The sequence below is a fragment of the Erwinia psidii genome (genome assembly GCF_003846135.1).
Lineage (GTDB): Bacteria > Pseudomonadota > Gammaproteobacteria > Enterobacterales > Enterobacteriaceae > Erwinia > Erwinia psidii.
Map to the genome: position 1 here is coordinate 45909 of NZ_RHHM01000020.1, position 15845 is coordinate 61753.

The window sequence follows — 15845 nt, forward strand, 5'->3', positions numbered from 1 at the left end:
GAAGGAGATTGATTGACAGGACGTGGGCGAAATATCGGGTAACAAAGCAATCCAAAGTACTTTTTCCGCAGAATTTAACCTGCTTCTTTTTATTAAAGATAATTTTGCGCGTTATTTTTAATAAAGAAGAATTGAGTGCTCGGGTGTCTCATTGTTATTTTTTGTATTTAACAGCGTGAAGTTGGTTGTTTTTTAATAAAATATTTAAAGCTTAATATAACAGAGGTACCAATGGTTTCCCTGTTTAATAACGTTGTGGAACAATGTGGGGTGTGGGTTGTAAATTATTTACCTACAATATTTTCGGCTTTATCTGCTCTGGTAATTTCCTTCTTTATGGGAATTTATGACAAAAAAAATCTGAGTGAAATTGTTGCAGGCCCTTTTGTCTGTGCCATTTTTACTCTGGCGATTTCAGGCTCACTGGAACATCTCGGTTTTCCTGATAATGCGGTCAATCTGGTTGGCGGTGTTATCGGTTTTATTGGTGTGGATAAATTACGTTATTTGGTTGAAGGGAAATTATTTAGCCGCTTTGGAGTAAAAGAAAATGAAAATCAGTGATGACGGCATTGTGTTCATTAAAAAAGAAGAGGGTGAACGGTTACATGCTTATCTCGATGTTGCCGGTATTCCTACTATTGGGGTGGGTCACACTGGTGAAGTGAATGGTATGCCGATTGCTAAAAATACCTGTATTACCGCAGAAAAATCGACGGAGCTTCTGAAGAAAGATTTAGCATCAGCAGAAAAAGCGATTGCAAAAAATATCACCGCACCGCTTTCTCAGAATCAATATGATGCCCTGTGCAGCCTTATCTTTAATATCGGTTCAGGGGCATTCGCCGGTTCATCGGTGAAACGAAAGCTTAATGCCTGGGATTATAAGGGGGCAGCAGATGCCTTCCTGATGTGGAAGCGGGCCGGCAAAGCTCTGGATATATTACTTCCCCGTCGGGAAAGAGAACGCCAGCTGTTTCTCTCCTGAACCAGGCCCGGTTAAAAAAACAAGCAGAAGAAAAAAGAAGAAGAAGAAGAAGAAGACAGTTCAGGAGCTTCAGCGCTTCTGTTGCCAGCCCCGTCACTGACGGGTTTTTTTTACCTGGTCACCGGAAAGTATAGCGTTACGGCGCAGGCTACGGCATCCTTGCCGGCAGGGATAAAATTACCTCAGCCTAATGCAATCTCCCACCACAACTTACTCAGCGGATAGCTGCGATTATTCGGGTCGGGTGCCTTCTCCCATGGCTTATTAAGAATATAGTGAATATTCTTCACCTGCGACATGTCCCAGATATTCGTATGCTGGAAGGGCAAGGTCTTCAGCGCGTTATAGATATATGGCAGCGGTTGCCAGCGCTGATGATAAAAGTCGTTGAGGAAATCCTGTTCTGCAAACAGATAGCGTGACAGGTCATCCAGCGCGGAGAGCTGATGCACCATATCGTCAAACACCTGCCGATCCGGCTTCAGTACCAGCAGTCCACCATTGAGGTAGTCCTCTACCTCGTCCGGCTGTACGGTATGTTCAACCCCCTTGCAGTAGCTGTAGAAGCAGTTTTCAGGTCGCCAGCTTTTAGGATAACTGGCAATTTTTCCCGGATTGCAGCGGCAGGCATGGCAGGCGGCAATCCAGCCATTGGGTAGTTGCAGATCAAAAAGTTCGTCCATGTTCCGGGTCACCAACATATCGGCATCCAGAAAAACCACGCGTTCAAATTCCGTCAGCTGCCAGACGGCGAGCTTGCTCCATACCTCAGCAAAACGTTCGTTGGCATAGCGGGTCTGCTTGTTAGTGTCCTTAAGCAGTGGTGTTACCTCACGCAGCAGGCAACCAGCACGCTCCAGCAAATGGCGGGCTGCTGCATCAATGTTGCTGGTCACCATAACGACCAGCGGCCAGGCTGTTTTAGCTCGCAGCAGGGACTTGTGTAACGCTTTCACCCCAACCAGATAATCCGGTTGGGTAAGCAGGGTAACCCATGCCTTCATTGGCATTCTCCTTACGTTCAGTCGAGTAATTTTGCGGTAAATACATTGGCAAACTTATGCTGTGGGTCCAGCGTTTCACGCACCCTACGAAAGGCTTGCCACTGGGGGTAAAGCGCAGGCCAGTCGTAGAGGGTGTCATCAAAATATTTTCCCCAGTGTGGCCTGCCACCTGCGGCGGCCAGTATTTTCTCCACCGACTTGAGAAAGTCCACGCCTTCCTCAGACAGCGAACCATCCTCAGCGTAATAAACCACGAAGCCAAAGAAACAGGTATCCTGTTGATAAGCAGGACTGAGCCAGCTCCTGGAGGGGCCGGTACAACGCAGAATGACAGGGTAATGCATATGGGGCTGCGTCCGGGTGTGCCACTGCCTGATCTGATCAATCACCGGTGGGACACGTTCCAGTGGAATGCCGATTTCCACATTAATTTGTGGCGTGGCAATGCCGCGACAGAACACCTGATAAACATCGCCGGTGACATCCGAAAAATCCCTGAAGCGCGTCACGGTGCGAAAAGGCTTGCCGTTATCATCGACGATTTGCGTATCGTTGCGCATGTTGTTGAGGGTTTTATCAACGGTCTCGTTCATCGCATCGCTGGTCTGCTCCTGTTTTAGCAGCCTGCCGTGATTCTGATAGTAGTCGCTGGTTTCCTGTCGGTCAGCCATGCGGGCATTCCAGACGTGTACCTGATTTTCATTGGGAAACCACCATGCTTTACTCAGCGCATAATCCTGATTCCATGCCAGCAGATCGTTGCCCAGGTTATCGGCGCTCACTGCATTTTTGAAGCAGGTATAGACCATCAAAGGCTGGATACGCAGGGTAACCTGGGTTACCACACCCAGGCAGCCCAGCCCCAGCATAACAGCGGCAAACGCCGGGTGCTGACGATCGAACAGCTCGGCGCTGCCGTCGGCCAGTACCATTCGCAGGCTGAGAACGTCGTCAGCGATTGAGCTTTGCTGTAAGCCCTGGCCGTGAGTACCGGTTGCCAGCGCGCCCGCCAGCGTCTGAACGGCAATCACCCCAGGAGACGCGGCCAGCATTCTGTCCATGTCGGTCAGCGTGTCATAGACCTCCTGCAACGGCGTACCTCCGGCAAAAGTGGCCGTGTTTTCAGTGAGGGCGATCAGGCCACGAAGATGACAGAGATCGACAAGAATGCCATCCTCAGCCGCCAGCGTAAGCATTCTGCCAGAGGACATCCGGTTACCAATTACGCGTATTTTACCCGGGCTGCCGGCGATAAGCGCCTGTAATTCATCTTCCGTGGTGGGCGTGTGTATCCTGCTTTTATCCGCCAGTAGGGTATTCTGCGCCCAGTTCCACAGGCCGGACTCATTGCCGTCCAGCCTGCATTCACGCAGGGGATAACCGTCTTTGTCGGATGTCATTGAATGCTCCTGATTCAGGGTTGGGCAGCAGTGAACTGACAGGTCAACAGGCAGAATTTTCTGAATATGACGCTTCAAGCGTAGCTGAATTGCCCTAAAAGGACAGGCATAAGGAGGTGATACTGGAAAGGGGGGAGATCCGATGATGTAAAAAAAACGCCAAGAGGATACTTCATTGTTTAAACTGGAATTTAATGGCCTCAGGTCTCCTTTCAGAATATCCTCTGGTAGTGTGAACGTATAATGCCCCAGCATATCAATATGACCGGGCATCAGTGACGAGAGTCGGGAAATATGCTCATCATCCGGCGTTCTCCCGTTGTGCGAAGGTGTGAAAGCGCCTCCCGCAGATAAAGTGAGTGCCACAGCACCACTGCGTTAGTAACCAGCCCGGTGCACCCAGTTGGTCCTCCAGGCCCTCCCGGTAAATGGTTAGTCGGATACTGCCCGCAGTGGCGCAAGCCGGGCGACAGCGTATTCCTGAGCGAACAAATGATGGCAGGATCGCGGGTGTAAAATGGGGTCGGAAAGTTCATCCCCGAACGCCGATGGTCCTGACGCTTGTCCTGCAGGGAGAAACGTTGATCACTGAGACAGACAAGTATCTTATTAGCAACATACGTTCGTTTAAAAAGTAGAACAAAAAAGCGATGTTAAAAACAGACATCTTTCTTATTTAAAAATCATGTGATATTCACAAGTGGTGGGAATTTTGGAGGGGGTGTACCGGCCCCCTATTTATCAGGAATGGATATTGAATATGTGTTAATTGTTTAATTTTGATTGTTATCAAACATGGCTTGAATATTTACCCTTTCATTTTCATCGAATGTAAATTAACCATTTACTTTTTTATTTAAGGTAATTTATCCCACCTGACAGGAAAGGCAGTATGGGGTTTATTCAATACCAGCCTCATTAACTCAGGCTCTCTGGCGAACCTTTTCTAAAATTTATAACACAGGTATAAAAATGAAGGGAAAAATCACTTCAGCTTTGGTATTGTTATTTCTGTCATTTGCCTCTCACTCTCAGGGGAATGTTAATAGTGGCAATTACACTGGCGATATTTCAGCAGTTTCACTTCGGACTAATGAATATTGGACGAAAGCAAGGATGCTCTCGGCGAAACCGATGCCAACAGTTCAAATATCGGCTGGGGAGATAGCGCTTCAGAAATTAAAAATAAGCTCAGGGAATTCGCTTGAAAAGGTCATTACTGTCGAACTATCAGTAGTAAGCCGCACAAAGCAGAGCGGTAGTCATACCAGGAAAATTAAGCATGCAAACCAGTGCGACAGGTAACCCGGGAGAAGCAAATGTACGCCAGCGCCCTTTCTGGAATGCCGGAGCGTTATTTTTTACAGATGCAAAAGGCAACAATTACAGATGTTCCGCACAATTTGTTGGGTCAAATAAGACATTATTAACAGCCGCTCATTGTCTGAGAGACAGTAAAACAGGGGAGTGGTACAAAAATTTTAAGTTTGTTCAGGCATATAAAAATGGTGGTGGCAGCACTTCTTTCACCACAACTTGCCAAACTGTTAAAAGTAATTGGGTAACGGGCAGAGAACGTATAAACTTTAGTAAAGATTATGGTTTCCTTGTCACAAAAGGCAAGAGTGACGCAGGATGGATGGGATTTAAAACAAAAATACCTTATTCAGTATTAACCGCTATTGGGTATCCAATAAACTACGGAAGCGGTCGGGTTTTGCAAAGGGTTTCAGGCACAGTAGGGGAAGTCACTTCAACGCTAGTCAGACTGGATAATAACCCTATGACGTCGGGAAGCAGTGGCGGGGCATGGATAGCAGAATCAAATCATAATAATACCAGCGGAAACTATGTGGTTGGTCTTAATTCATTTGGGCTAACAGAAACCCCGACAAAAGTGTACAGTCCTTATTTTGATTCCCATTTCTATTCTCTTTTTATTCATGCAAGAGACACATGTGGTAAATATAATTGATAAATGTACATGAGATGGTTCATGTGTATTAGTTATGACTTGATCTGAACCGGACCGGACCTTGAAAGGTTGAGAGTTATCCGTTTTGATATGGGTGTCGAATCCTTATACAAAACATAAGGTAACCCTGATTGATTGTCGTCAAAAATCCACGTCTCGGCCTCATCGACGCATGAACCAGTCTCACTGTGGAATGCAGCTAACTACCGGATGCGCATTCTGTATGCAGGAGAAGGGGATTTATAAGCCACAAGCTTCCCCCTTCTTTACCCATTTTCTGAATGAAGATATTCGGCGTAAACGATAATTAAAACAATAGACTAAGTTAATAACGTTGTTTTTTACACGATTGGACCTCACCCTCCCCGGAACGGTTTTTTCCCCGTTTTTATGACCGGGGCGGACGGAGATAACGCAAAGTTGCTTCCACCACCAGTCGGCGATTGCGATCGATGCTTTGCTGCTCGGTTTCGTTGCCACCGAACAGCGTGTTGAAGGTATAGCGATTGGCGACGTTGTGAGTGCAAATGCTGCTGATCAGACGATGGACGTCCACCGTGTCCGTTTGCGGGTTAAATACCCCTGAGGCTTTTCCGCGTGTCAGTATCCCATCCAGCACATCAAGTGCGCTCTGATTAAGCGTTTTAATTCGTGCTGAATGGCTGATATAACGGCCACGCATCAGGTTTTCACTGCACACCAGGCGCAGAAAGTCAGGGTGGGAAATATGATAATCAAAACTTGCCTCAGCGAGCCGGATCACTGCCTCTTCCGGGGGCAATTGCTCAAGGTTCAGTCCTGCCTCATGCTGTCGGATAGCCAGATAAACCTGTTCAAGAACGGCAATATAAAGGTTTTCTTTATCGCTGAAGTGGTATACCACCATACGTTTAGTTGTACTGGCCTGTTCAGCAATCTTTTCCATCCGTGCACCTTGCAGGCCAAATTCGGCAAAGTTGGACAGTGCAGCGTCGAGGATCCGACGCTTTAACCCTTGTGGGTCATTTTTCCTTTTTTCGGTCACAGGCATAGCGGGTCAGATAATCCGTGGTTTACAACGGTCAGGCAATAATAAGGCAGGTAAGAATAGCATATAAAATAATGGACATCCGCGAGTCAGCGATCAAAAAAGGGATGCGTGCCATCAATCACGCTGTCGTAATGCCGTTTGATTCGCTCATTGAGCCGTGCCCGATCCGGCAATGGTTGGCCGCGCAGTACGGCTTCACTGGCCAGGCAAAACAGCAAAATGCCCCGGCTGCACAGGTTTGCTGCTTCGCTGTAGCTCTCCAGCAAGGTGAACCAGACGGGTTCTCTGGCTGAACGCTGCCGACAGGCGTCGAGCAGGTCCATCAGCGCCCGCCAGACCTCCGTTGCTTCGCCCAGCAAAGGTATTTTGCTGATGGAAAACGCCACAATTTTCTCTGCCCGTTTAAACTGCGGACGCTGATCAGACGAGGTAAACAGCGCTTCCAACGCCTCCTGCCAGAGGGTGACAGTGATAGCGAACAGCTCATTCTGCATTAGCGCCGGGCTGGCGTGTTGCCAGGGAAACGAGGCAATCAACGCTGAAAAACCCTTCTGCCAGGCGATAAAGGCGCTTTCATCGTGTTCCTCAGCCAGCGTCAGATGCTCAGCCTGCCGCTCAAATTGTCGCAATTCGCGCTGATGTTTTCGTTCATGTCCATCGGCGTGTCGGGTTTTTCGTTGTTGCAGACCGTGCAGCACGTCCAGATCGTAGCAGGCCGCCATCGCAACTTCACTGGCCAGCAGCGCTTTATTAATGGTCTGGATAACCTCTGCCGACGTTACCGCAGAACGTTCAGCCAGCAATTCGTTTCGGCGGCTCAGGTAAGCCGCAGCAGGGCGGAGGAATTGGCTCATGCGCGTTCTCATCATCAGGAGGGAAACACCGGCGGCTGCCTGTGCGTTGAACAGGCAGTATGACATAAGATGATTGGCTGAGAGGGGGCATCCTGTGTTTTCAGCAGAATGCCTGGGCTACCCTATGCCGACCGGTCAGTCAGGTGTGCGGTACACACACAACATCGCATAGCCGTCAGCCGCCACAGCGACCGGAAGGCGCTGTCCCCACCGATGAAACAGCCCATTAACCAAAGCATTGAATGGTTTTTCGGCGGTTCAACTGGCTGAAGTGTACCAATGGGTGTTAGCCAAACCGTCCACCACCAGACGTCGCTGTTCCTGTTGCGGCAAGGTGATGCACAATTTCTGCCAGCCAGGCTGATAGTTCCCCTTACGGGTGAAAACCACGTTGATTTGCCTGGCATCGCATCGCATCTCCCAATGTAGCCACAGCGCGTTCCCCTGCCGGTAACCCCATGATTCGCCATCATCTTCAAACAACAGTCCCTGTGCCGTTCCTGTGCCTTTGAGAGGGTAGAGCTTCAGTTCGCGCTGGTTATCCTCGCCGGTATTGAGGGGACACGGATGTTGACGTAGCGGAATACCGGCCCCGGCGCGGACCAGTAACGGCAGTTTTTCCAGTGGCGCAGCCAGCGTTACCCACTGACCGCCGCCGTACCATTGTTCGCTGTAAAAGTCATACCAGCCCGTCTGGTTATCCGGTAGCCACAGGCGACGTTCGCGCTGGCCCGGTTCGACAACACTGGCTACCAGCAGGTCGCGTCCAAGCATAAAGTCATCACATTCAGCGAAGGTTTGTGCATCCTGTTCATGGTCAAGGAAGGTCGGGCGCAGCATGGGTTCATCGTCCGCATGTGCCTGCCACAACAGCGTGTATAGATACGGCATCAGATGGTAGCGTAGCGCAATCGCCTCGCGGATTGCCGGGGTGGCGGCAGGATACATCCAGGGTTCGTTTACCGTATGGTCGTCATTCCACGAATGGATGGTAAAGCGCGGATGCATCACGCCATTCTGCACCCAGCGCATAAACAGTTCTGCATCGGGTTTGTCGCCGGAGAAACCACCGACATCGTGGCCGATATTGTACAGGCCCGACAGGCTCATGCCTAAACCCATGCGTATGTTATAGCGTAGTGTCTGCCAGCTGGTGCGGTTATCGCCACTCCATGTCTGCACATAGCGCTGCATACCCGCACTGCCGGAACGGGAAATCAGGAAAGGGCGTTTATCCGGCGCAAAACGCTGCTGTGCTTCCATCGAGGCACGCATCATCAACAGGGGCATCACCGGACGAATATCCCGGATAGCCAGAGGGCGACCAAAGCCGTGGCAACGGGCTTCCCCGTCCCACACTTCATACTCGTTATTGTCATTCCAGGTGGCATCAATGCCCATCTCCAGTAGCTGGCGGGTGACGCCATCCTGCCACCAGGCGATGGTCTCCGGGTTGGTAAAATCCAGGTGAGAACCTTCGTCATCCCAGAATGAGGAGCGTTCCGGCAGGTCGCTTTCTGAGTCGCGAATAAATAATCCCCGTGCCGCCACGGCCTGATACTGTAGATGATCCTGTAGCAGGCACGGTTTGACGTTGGCCGCCAGATGCAGCCCGGCATGATGAAAGGCGGCGCTCAGCAGCGTTGGCTGCGGGACTTTGTCGTAATTCCAGTTGAATACGTAGCGCTTGTTGCCGATCGACGTGTAGCCTGAAGAAAGCTGAAACGAATCGCAGGGAATGGCATGTTTGCTGCACAGCCTGATGAAGTTCATCAGCTGATGCTGGGCATCCGGCGCATCGGTGTAATGCATGGTCGAACCGCTGTAGCCCAGGCTCCATTTGGGCGCGAACAGGGTTTTGCCGGTCAGGCGCACAAAGGCTTTGGTGATGTCCAGCACCCGGCAGCCAACAAAAAGGTAGTAATCGATATCACCACTTTCCGCCTGCCAGCGGCGATAAGGGCGATGATAGTTATCCAGCTCGTTGCCCAGGTCCAGCTGCGTATTGCTCAGATTGTCATAGTACAGTCCAAAGCTGACGCTGTTGCGGCGGGTTATGGTGAAAGAAATATGCTTATAGAGCGGGTCGGTGGAGGCCGCGTTATAGCCCATCGCGTCCAGATTCCGCATCTCAAATCGCCTGCCGTTGCGTTGCAAATCGCCGGATTTTTCACCCAGGCCGTAGTAGCGATCATCAGGCTGGCGGCACTGGTAATGGGCCACGCTCCTGCCGTGAGCATCCAGCAGATAAGCACTGGTCGGGCGGTCACTGGCAAGAAACTGCCAGTGACCGCAGCTGTCGCGGTAATGCCATTCCAGAAATAGCGGTTGATGAACCGTGACCCGCAATTTTTCCGTGGTCAGTTGCAGACATTCTTCCTGTTCGCTCAGGGTAAAGGTGGGCAGACTGAAACCCGCCATGCTCTCCCGTTGTCGCCCCTCCCACGGCACATCCTCCCCTGGTGCAATGCTCCAGCTGCGATCCAGTGCAAACTGTCCCTGACGTTTTACCGCCACGCGGATCAGATCCTGTTCCAGCACCCAGAGACAAAAAAGATGTTTACCGTCCACCGTCAGTTCAACGTGATGGTCATCGGTTTTTGTTAAAGTCCAGTGCGTTAGCGTTTTCATTATCAACCTCGATCTCAGGCGCGTTTGACGCGACGTTCAGCAATAAAGGAAATCAGGAACAGGGCACCAATCAGGTCGAAGAAGCCCATCGCGATAAACAGCGGATTAAAGCCGATGGTGTCGGCGGTGACGCCGATAATCAGTGAGAACAAAAAGCTGGAAATCCACGCGAAAGAGCCACGCATACCGTTTACGGTCGCCATCTGGCCTTTTTCAAAGGACTCCACCACCAGGGCGCTCAACATGCATGAGATGATTTGGTGACCAAAGCCGCCGACAGAAATCAGCGCGATCGCCACGTAAGGATTATGAGTGGCGGCAACCAGTGCCAGCGAGAGCATCAGGAATGCGCCAGTGACTGAACTGGCGATAATGGCGTTAATCCGGGTGCAGGCAAAAAAGCGCAGATAAATTTTCGTCAGGTAACCACTGGCGACGCTGCCCAAATCCGCTGCCAGAAACGGCAGCCAGGCAAACATGGCAATCTGTTTCAGATCCATCCCCATTTCACTGGCGAGATAGAGCGGCACCCAAAAACTCAGTACGCCCCAGGCCGGTTCGGCCATAAATGCCGGAATGGCGATGCCATAAAATCGCTTATTTTTTGCCACGACCCTGAGCGCCCTGAAAAAAGGCAGTGTGACCGGCGGCGGCTCGTTATCCTGCTTAATGTACGCCAGTTCTTCCGTACTCAGGTTTGGGTGTTTTTCCGGCGAGTGATAGAACAGCATCCATGCCGCGACCCAGCACAGTCCGATCATCCCGGTAAACAGAAAGGCGCCCTGCCAGCCGAACGAGCCGTGAGCAAAATAGATAATCGGTGGCGCAAGCATTGCCCCCATCGAGAAACCGACCCCGGCCCAGCCAGCGGAAACGGGGCGCTCTTTTTTCGGGAACCATTCTCCCAACGTTTTGGCGTTGGCGGGCGTGGCGGCTGCCTCCGCGCCGCCCATAACAAACCGCAGCAACAGTAAATGCACCCAGCTTCCCGCTCCCGCATGGCACAGGCAGGCCAGTGCCCAGACAGAGGCGCAGATCAGAAAGCCCACCTTGAGGCCCACCACATCGATCAGCCAGCCAGTAAGCGGCTGGAAAAAGGTATACGCCAGCTGGAAAGCACCAACAATCCATGAGTATTGCTCGGTGGTTATCCCCAGACTGATTTTCAGTTCCGGCGCGAGTATTCCCAGTGAGTTGCGGGTGATGTAGTTAACGGTAACCCCTGTCAGAAACAGCACCAGCATCCACCAGCGAAGATGACGGATGATACGTTGGCTTTTCACCGCACTCCCTGTCATTACACTGCGGTTCATATTGTGTTCCTCCGTTGACATAACGAAGAGGAGTGAAGCACAGCTTATTTACCGGGTCGTCATTTTGGTGGCGTATTTGTGATTTGGTTAACCAATTTAATTATTATTGGTTGATAAGTGCCAGGGTAACCGCGAGATTGTTATTTGTCGGGAACATAATATCACGAGTCGATCTGCGGTCTTATGTTGGTTAACCAATTTAAGTTTCCGGCAACAGGCTGGACTTCTCTTTGATTATGGAGGCAAAAAATGGAACAAACCTGGCGCTGGTATGGCCCTGATGATCCGGTGACGCTGGCGGACGCGAGACAGGCGGGGGCAACCGGCATTGTCACCGCGCTGCATCATATTCCTAATGGCGAGGTGTGGAGCCTGGCGGAAATCCGGCAAAGGAAGGCCATTGTCGAAGCGGCCGGTATGGTATGGTCTGTCGTCGAAAGCGTGCCCGTGCACGAAGAGATCAAAACCCGCAGCGGAGAGGTTGAACACTGGATTGCCAACTACTGTCAGACGCTGCGTAATCTTGCAGAGTGTGGCATTGGTACGGTGTGCTACAACTTTATGCCGGTGCTGGACTGGACCCGCACCGATCTCGCATGGCAGCTGCCGAATGGTGCGAAAGCGCTACGCTTTGACCAGATCGAATTTGCGGCTTTCGAGCGTCATATTCTTGCACGTGACGGCTGTGAAGCTGACTACACCCCGGAGGAACTGGCCCAGGCCGATGCCTGTTTCGCGGCCATGAGCGAGTCGTCCAGAGCGCGTCTGATCCGTAACATTATCGCCGGGCTGCCCGGTGCCGAAGCGGGGTATACCCTGGATACGTTGCGGGCGCATCTTCAGCGCTACAAAGAGATCGATGCCGCACGGTTACGCGATCATTTCGCTTATTTCCTGAAGCACATTATACCTGTGGCTCAGGCGGCTGGTCTGCGTATGGCCGTCCATCCTGACGATCCGCCGCGTCCGGTACTGGGATTGCCGCGCATCGTTTCCACCGCCGATGATATGCAATGGATGGTCGATACCGTCCCCAGCCCGGCGAATGGCTTCACCTTTTGTACCGGATCTTATGGCGTGCGAGCGGATAACGATCTGACGGGTATGTTCAGACGCTTTGCTTCGCGCATTTACTTTATCCATCTGCGTTCCACGCAGCGTGAGACAAACCCAAACAGCTTCCATGAAGCGGAACACCTGGCTGGCGATGTCGATATGGTTGAGATTGTCAGCGCCATCGTGCAGGAGGAACAGCGCCGTAAACGTGCCGGTGAACCGTACCGGATTGCCATGCGGCCGGATCATGGTCACCAGATGCTCGATGACCTGCAAAAGAGAACCAATCCGGGTTATTCGGCTATTGGGCGTCTGAAAGGGCTGGCTGAAATACGCGGAGTGGAACTGGCGGTGCAGCGTGCTTTCTTTACCGGGGAGGTGATATGAAGCCGTTTATGAGCGAAGATTTTTTGCTGAAAAGCGAGACGGCACGTCGTCTTTACCATGACTACGCCGCAGAAATGCCGGTTTATGATTATCACTGCCACCTCAGTCCGCGTGAGATTGCCGAAGATCGTCAGTTCGGTAATCTGGCACAAATCTGGCTGGAGGGCGATCACTACAAATGGCGGGCATTGCGCTGTGCCGGTGTGCCGGAAGCGCTGATCACCGGCCAGCACAGCAGTGATTACGATAAGTACCTTGCCTGGGCAAACACGGTGCCGCAGATGCTGGGTAATCCGCTGTATCACTGGACCCACCTTGAGCTACGCCGTCCCTTCGGTATCAGTGGCAGGGTATTTGGCCCTGAAACGGCGGAATCTGTCTGGCATGAGTGCAATGAGAAGCTGGCGACGAAGGCATTCTCCGCGCGGGGCATTATGTGCCAGATGAACGTTCGTATGGTGGGTACCACTGACGATCCCCTGGATTCGCTGGAGTATCACCGCCGTATCGCCGCAGATAAGGAGTTTCCGGTGGCAGTGACTCCCAGCTGGCGACCAGACCGGGTGCTGAAAATAGCGCACGAAGGCTTTGTTGATTATATTCACCGGCTGGAACAGGTTGCCGATGTATCGATTCACCGTTTCGACGATCTCAGGATCGCCTTGACGAAACGCCTGGACCATTTTGCGGAGCATGGCTGCCTTGCGGCCGACCACGGTATCGACAGACCACGCTTTGCGCCAGTGCCCGATGACAAACAGCTGGATGCAATCCTCGCCAGGCGTTTACAGGGCGAAAAGGTGAGCGAACTGGAGGTAGACGAATTTACTACCGCGTTGCTGGTGTGGCTGGGTAGCCAGTATCACCAGCGAGGCTGGGCGATGCAGTTGCATATTGGTGCCTTGCGGAATACCAATACGCGCATGTTTCGCGCGCTGGGACCGGATGCCGGTTTCGACTCAATGGGCGACAGCAGCGTGGCGTGGCCGCTGTCAAGGCTGCTGGACAGTATGGAAATCAATGATCGGCTGCCAAAAACCATCCTTTACTGTATCAACCCCAGGGACAATGAAGTGATGGCCACGATGGCAGGTAACTTCCAGGCGGCGGGTATGGCCGGAAAAATCCAGTTTGGTTCCGCCTGGTGGTATAACGACCAGCAGGATGGCATGCTCCGCCAGCTGACACAGCTCTCCCGGATGGGATTACTGAGCCATTTTATTGGCATGCTGACTGATTCACGCAGTTTTCTCTCTTATACCCGCCATGAATATTTCCGCCGTATTTTCTGCAATATGCTGGGACAGTGGGTGGAAGAGGGCGAGATCCCGGCAGACTGGCAGCTGCTACGAACGTTGACGGAAAATGTCTGTTGCAGAAATGCCGCACGCTATTTTGCGCTGGATTGCTGACCAATGCCAGTGCTTTGGTTGACCATATCTATCTTTCTGGTCAGCCAGTTTCCCTGTGCGGGTAAACCAACATGGTATTAAGGTAATAACCACAGTATATTTGACCTTATAAACATGTCCCCGGAACGGTTTGAAAAAGTAAGGTTAGCCCATCGTGATGAAATCCATTCCCCTACAACAGCGTCCCTATCAGGACGTCGCTGCCCGGCTGCGTAATATGATCCAGCAAAGGCCCTGTGCTGTTGGCGATCGACTGCCCGCCGAGCGGGAGATTGCTGAACAGCTGAATGTAACGCGCACGCTGGTGCGGGAGGCGTTGATTATGTTGGAAATTGAAGGGCTGATTGATGTGCGACGCGGTGCAGGGATTTTTGTTATCGGTCAGCCACATACCGGGTCGACGGGTTCTGCTCCTGGACCCGTAGCGCCGGGCGAAGGTGCAGGTCCTTTTGAGTTGCTTCAGGCACGCCAGCTACTGGAGAGCAACATCGCGGAGTTCGCCGCGTTACAGGTTACGCCGGTGGATATCAGCAAAATGCGTCAGGCTTTGCTGTTGGAAGAGCGGGAGCTGGCTTCAGGAAGCCTTGAGGATACCGAAAACGGTGATATGCAGTTCCATCTTGCCATCGCCGAAGCCACGCACAACAGTATGTTGGTGGAGTTATTCAGGCAATCCTGGCAATGGCGCGTGAATAACCCGATGTGGGTGCAACTGCATCGTCATCTGAGCGATTCCCGCTATCGCGAAGCGTGGTTGGGCGACCATAAAAAAATACTCGCCGCGCTGATTAAAAAGGATGCCAGTGCAGCGAAATTCGCCATGTGGCAACACCTTGAAAATGTTAAGCAGCGCCTGCTGGAGTGCTCTGACGTCGACGATCTTGACTTTGACGGCTATTTATTTGAGTCCTGGCCGCTGAGTGGGGCAAGCTGAGGTAATTCAGTACCTGCGGGCGACCTGACAACGCTGTCTGGCTTGTGCCCATTGAATAACAACAACATCAGTTTCCGATTCGCCTTGCTAAACCATGCTTTGATGAGACGGGCACTGGAACAGTGCTCCTTGATTGACTCGTAGAACAGGGCCTGATGGCTTTCGACAAAGGCTGGTATAACAATGTGCCTGGTATAACAGAAGAAGGCAAGCAAGCCAAAATTTGGGATGCCAAAGAAGGGGGTTATGTTGGTCTTCGCAGTGTTGATGAAATTAAGGAATTGAATTGGTCAACAAAAACTATAGGTTTTAAGGCATGTCCATACTGTATTCTGGTAATCTTCAGCCCCTCTCTTCCTGGTAGTAAACCACACTTTGGCAACAGCTCTGAAAGAACGGCTATTGTCGCGTTTTGCTTTCAACTCTTTAACTTCGGCCTGTTTCCTGGCGTTAGGGTCAATGCCCTGAGCAAGAAGCCTATGACATTTTTATGTAATATGCTGTTTTATATGATAAATAAAGGCCATGGTATAGTAATAAATTTAATATAGTAAAAGGGATGTATGTGCCTGTTAAATGGCACCGTTTGTTTTCAGTCTATTCACGGGGGTTTCTGAGTGAATATAATCTGGTTTTAATTCGCTCCCGGTGACGAAAATTTCATCCGCAATATCGTTTTACTCTTTATTTAATCGGTGCCGTTTTGAGAAGGGCAACTGTCAGTTATTTTATTCTGATTTTGCCTAACAGTGGATGGCAGCAGTGATTGTTTCAGACAATCACACCGTATGCTGTCTCAGACTCAATATCAGTCGTTTTTCTTCAGGCTTGATGGCGGCGGCTGTTGCCTTAAATCCATTA

The 15845-nt window shown here is 51.3% G+C and carries 13 protein-coding genes and 3 pseudogenes; 8 read left to right on the plus strand and 8 right to left on the minus strand.

Annotated features, from left to right (window positions below; all coding sequences use genetic code 11):
- The first annotated feature begins 231 nt into the window (after nt 1-231).
- Complete coding sequence (locus EB241_RS19380) at nt 232-564, plus strand: phage holin, lambda family (RefSeq protein ID WP_124234722.1); 333 nt, start codon at nt 232-234, stop codon at nt 562-564.
- Nucleotides 551-988: a lysozyme gene (locus tag EB241_RS19385; protein WP_124234723.1), complete on the plus strand. Its 438-nt coding sequence runs from the start codon at nt 551-553 to the stop codon at nt 986-988. Before EB241_RS19380 ends, EB241_RS19385 begins: the two co-directional genes overlap by 14 nt.
- A 182-nt stretch (nt 989-1170) precedes the next feature.
- On the opposite strand, the gene EB241_RS19390 is transcribed toward EB241_RS19385, so the two are convergent.
- The 3 genes and pseudogenes from EB241_RS19390 to EB241_RS19400 all read right to left on the minus strand — a co-directional run.
- On the minus strand, nt 1171-1992 hold the full coding sequence (locus EB241_RS19390; protein ID WP_124234724.1) for a glycosyltransferase family 8 protein: 822 nt from the start codon (nt 1990-1992) through the stop codon (nt 1171-1173).
- Nucleotides 1993-2009: 17 nt separating this feature from the next.
- A complete protein-coding gene (locus tag EB241_RS19395) occupies nt 2010-3392 on the minus strand; it encodes a D-arabinono-1,4-lactone oxidase (protein WP_124234725.1) in 1383 nt (460 codons plus the stop codon).
- A gap of 165 nt (nt 3393-3557) precedes the next feature.
- A pseudogene (locus tag EB241_RS19400) lies at nt 3558-3819 on the minus strand (Tn3 family transposase); the annotation flags it as partial.
- A 545-nt stretch (nt 3820-4364) separates the two neighbouring features.
- Here EB241_RS19400 and EB241_RS19405 point away from each other — a divergent pair.
- Both EB241_RS19405 and EB241_RS19410 read left to right on the plus strand, forming a co-directional pair.
- Nucleotides 4365-4697, plus strand: a complete 333-nt coding sequence (locus tag EB241_RS19405; RefSeq protein WP_124234726.1) for a hypothetical protein — start codon at nt 4365-4367, stop codon at nt 4695-4697.
- A complete protein-coding gene (locus EB241_RS19410; RefSeq protein WP_124234727.1) occupies nt 4675-5367 on the plus strand; it encodes a trypsin-like serine peptidase in 693 nt (230 codons plus the stop codon). The genes EB241_RS19405 and EB241_RS19410 overlap by 23 nt, the downstream gene beginning before the upstream one ends.
- A 388-nt stretch (nt 5368-5755) precedes the next feature.
- On the opposite strand, the gene EB241_RS19415 is transcribed toward EB241_RS19410, so the two are convergent.
- The 4 genes from EB241_RS19415 to EB241_RS19430 all read right to left on the minus strand — a co-directional run bounded on the left by EB241_RS19415 (nt 5756) and on the right by EB241_RS19430 (nt 11195).
- Nucleotides 5756-6397, minus strand: a complete 642-nt coding sequence (locus EB241_RS19415; protein ID WP_124234728.1) for a TetR family transcriptional regulator — start codon at nt 6395-6397, stop codon at nt 5756-5758.
- 86 nt (nt 6398-6483) lie between these two features.
- Nucleotides 6484-7251, minus strand: coding sequence for a hypothetical protein (locus EB241_RS19420; RefSeq protein WP_124234729.1), 768 nt, complete (start codon nt 7249-7251; stop codon nt 6484-6486).
- A 258-nt stretch (nt 7252-7509) separates the two neighbouring features.
- Nucleotides 7510-9882, minus strand: a complete 2373-nt coding sequence (locus EB241_RS19425; RefSeq protein WP_124234730.1) for a glycoside hydrolase family 31 protein — start codon at nt 9880-9882, stop codon at nt 7510-7512.
- A 14-nt stretch (nt 9883-9896) separates the two neighbouring features.
- Nucleotides 9897-11195 carry an MFS transporter gene (locus tag EB241_RS19430; RefSeq protein WP_124234731.1) on the minus strand — a complete coding sequence of 433 codons (1299 nt, stop codon included), beginning with the start codon at nt 11193-11195 and terminating at the stop codon, nt 9897-9899.
- Between the two features lie 249 nt (nt 11196-11444).
- Between EB241_RS19430 and uxuA the strand changes: the two genes are divergently transcribed.
- From uxuA to EB241_RS19450, 4 genes and pseudogenes are all read left to right on the plus strand, one after another.
- Nucleotides 11445-12638: a mannonate dehydratase gene (gene uxuA / locus EB241_RS19435; protein ID WP_124234732.1), complete on the plus strand. Its 1194-nt coding sequence runs from the start codon at nt 11445-11447 to the stop codon at nt 12636-12638.
- Nucleotides 12635-14050, plus strand: coding sequence for a glucuronate isomerase (uxaC, locus tag EB241_RS19440; protein ID WP_124234733.1), 1416 nt, complete (start codon nt 12635-12637; stop codon nt 14048-14050). The genes uxuA and uxaC overlap by 4 nt, the downstream gene beginning before the upstream one ends.
- Before the next feature lie 157 nt (nt 14051-14207).
- The gene (locus EB241_RS19445) at nt 14208-14984 is read left to right on the plus strand and encodes an FCD domain-containing protein (protein WP_124234740.1); all 777 of its coding nucleotides are present in this window, start codon (nt 14208-14210) and stop codon (nt 14982-14984) included.
- 71 nt (nt 14985-15055) lie between these two features.
- Nucleotides 15056-15265 (plus strand): annotated as a pseudogene (locus tag EB241_RS19450) (hypothetical protein); the annotation flags it as partial.
- 15 nt (nt 15266-15280) lie between these two features.
- Here EB241_RS19450 and EB241_RS21680 read toward each other — a convergent pair.
- Nucleotides 15281-15472 (minus strand): annotated as a pseudogene (locus EB241_RS21680) (tyrosine-type recombinase/integrase); the annotation flags it as partial.
- Between the last annotated feature and the right edge of the window lie 373 nt (nt 15473-15845).

Bases quoted from the DNA above. Each gene is read 5' to 3' on its own strand.
- EB241_RS19425 (WP_124234730.1), bottom strand. From the start codon at position 9,882: ATGAAAACGCTAACGCACTGGACTTTAACAAAAACCGATGACCATCAC.
- EB241_RS19380 (WP_124234722.1), top strand. From the start codon at position 232: ATGGTTTCCCTGTTTAATAACGTTGTGGAACAATGTGGGGTGTGGGTT.
- EB241_RS19390 (WP_124234724.1), bottom strand. From the start codon at position 1,992: ATGAAGGCATGGGTTACCCTGCTTACCCAACCGGATTATCTGGTTGGG.
- EB241_RS19430 (WP_124234731.1), bottom strand. From the start codon at position 11,195: ATGAACCGCAGTGTAATGACAGGGAGTGCGGTGAAAAGCCAACGTATC.
- EB241_RS19385 (WP_124234723.1), top strand. From the start codon at position 551: ATGAAAATCAGTGATGACGGCATTGTGTTCATTAAAAAAGAAGAGGGT.
- EB241_RS19410 (WP_124234727.1), top strand. From the start codon at position 4,675: ATGCAAACCAGTGCGACAGGTAACCCGGGAGAAGCAAATGTACGCCAG.
- EB241_RS19395 (WP_124234725.1), bottom strand. From the start codon at position 3,392: ATGACATCCGACAAAGACGGTTATCCCCTGCGTGAATGCAGGCTGGAC.
- uxaC (WP_124234733.1), top strand. From the start codon at position 12,635: ATGAAGCCGTTTATGAGCGAAGATTTTTTGCTGAAAAGCGAGACGGCA.
- EB241_RS19405 (WP_124234726.1), top strand. From the start codon at position 4,365: ATGAAGGGAAAAATCACTTCAGCTTTGGTATTGTTATTTCTGTCATTT.
- EB241_RS19415 (WP_124234728.1), bottom strand. From the start codon at position 6,397: ATGCCTGTGACCGAAAAAAGGAAAAATGACCCACAAGGGTTAAAGCGT.
- EB241_RS19445 (WP_124234740.1), top strand. From the start codon at position 14,208: ATGAAATCCATTCCCCTACAACAGCGTCCCTATCAGGACGTCGCTGCC.
- EB241_RS19420 (WP_124234729.1), bottom strand. From the start codon at position 7,251: ATGAGCCAATTCCTCCGCCCTGCTGCGGCTTACCTGAGCCGCCGAAAC.
- uxuA (WP_124234732.1), top strand. From the start codon at position 11,445: ATGGAACAAACCTGGCGCTGGTATGGCCCTGATGATCCGGTGACGCTG.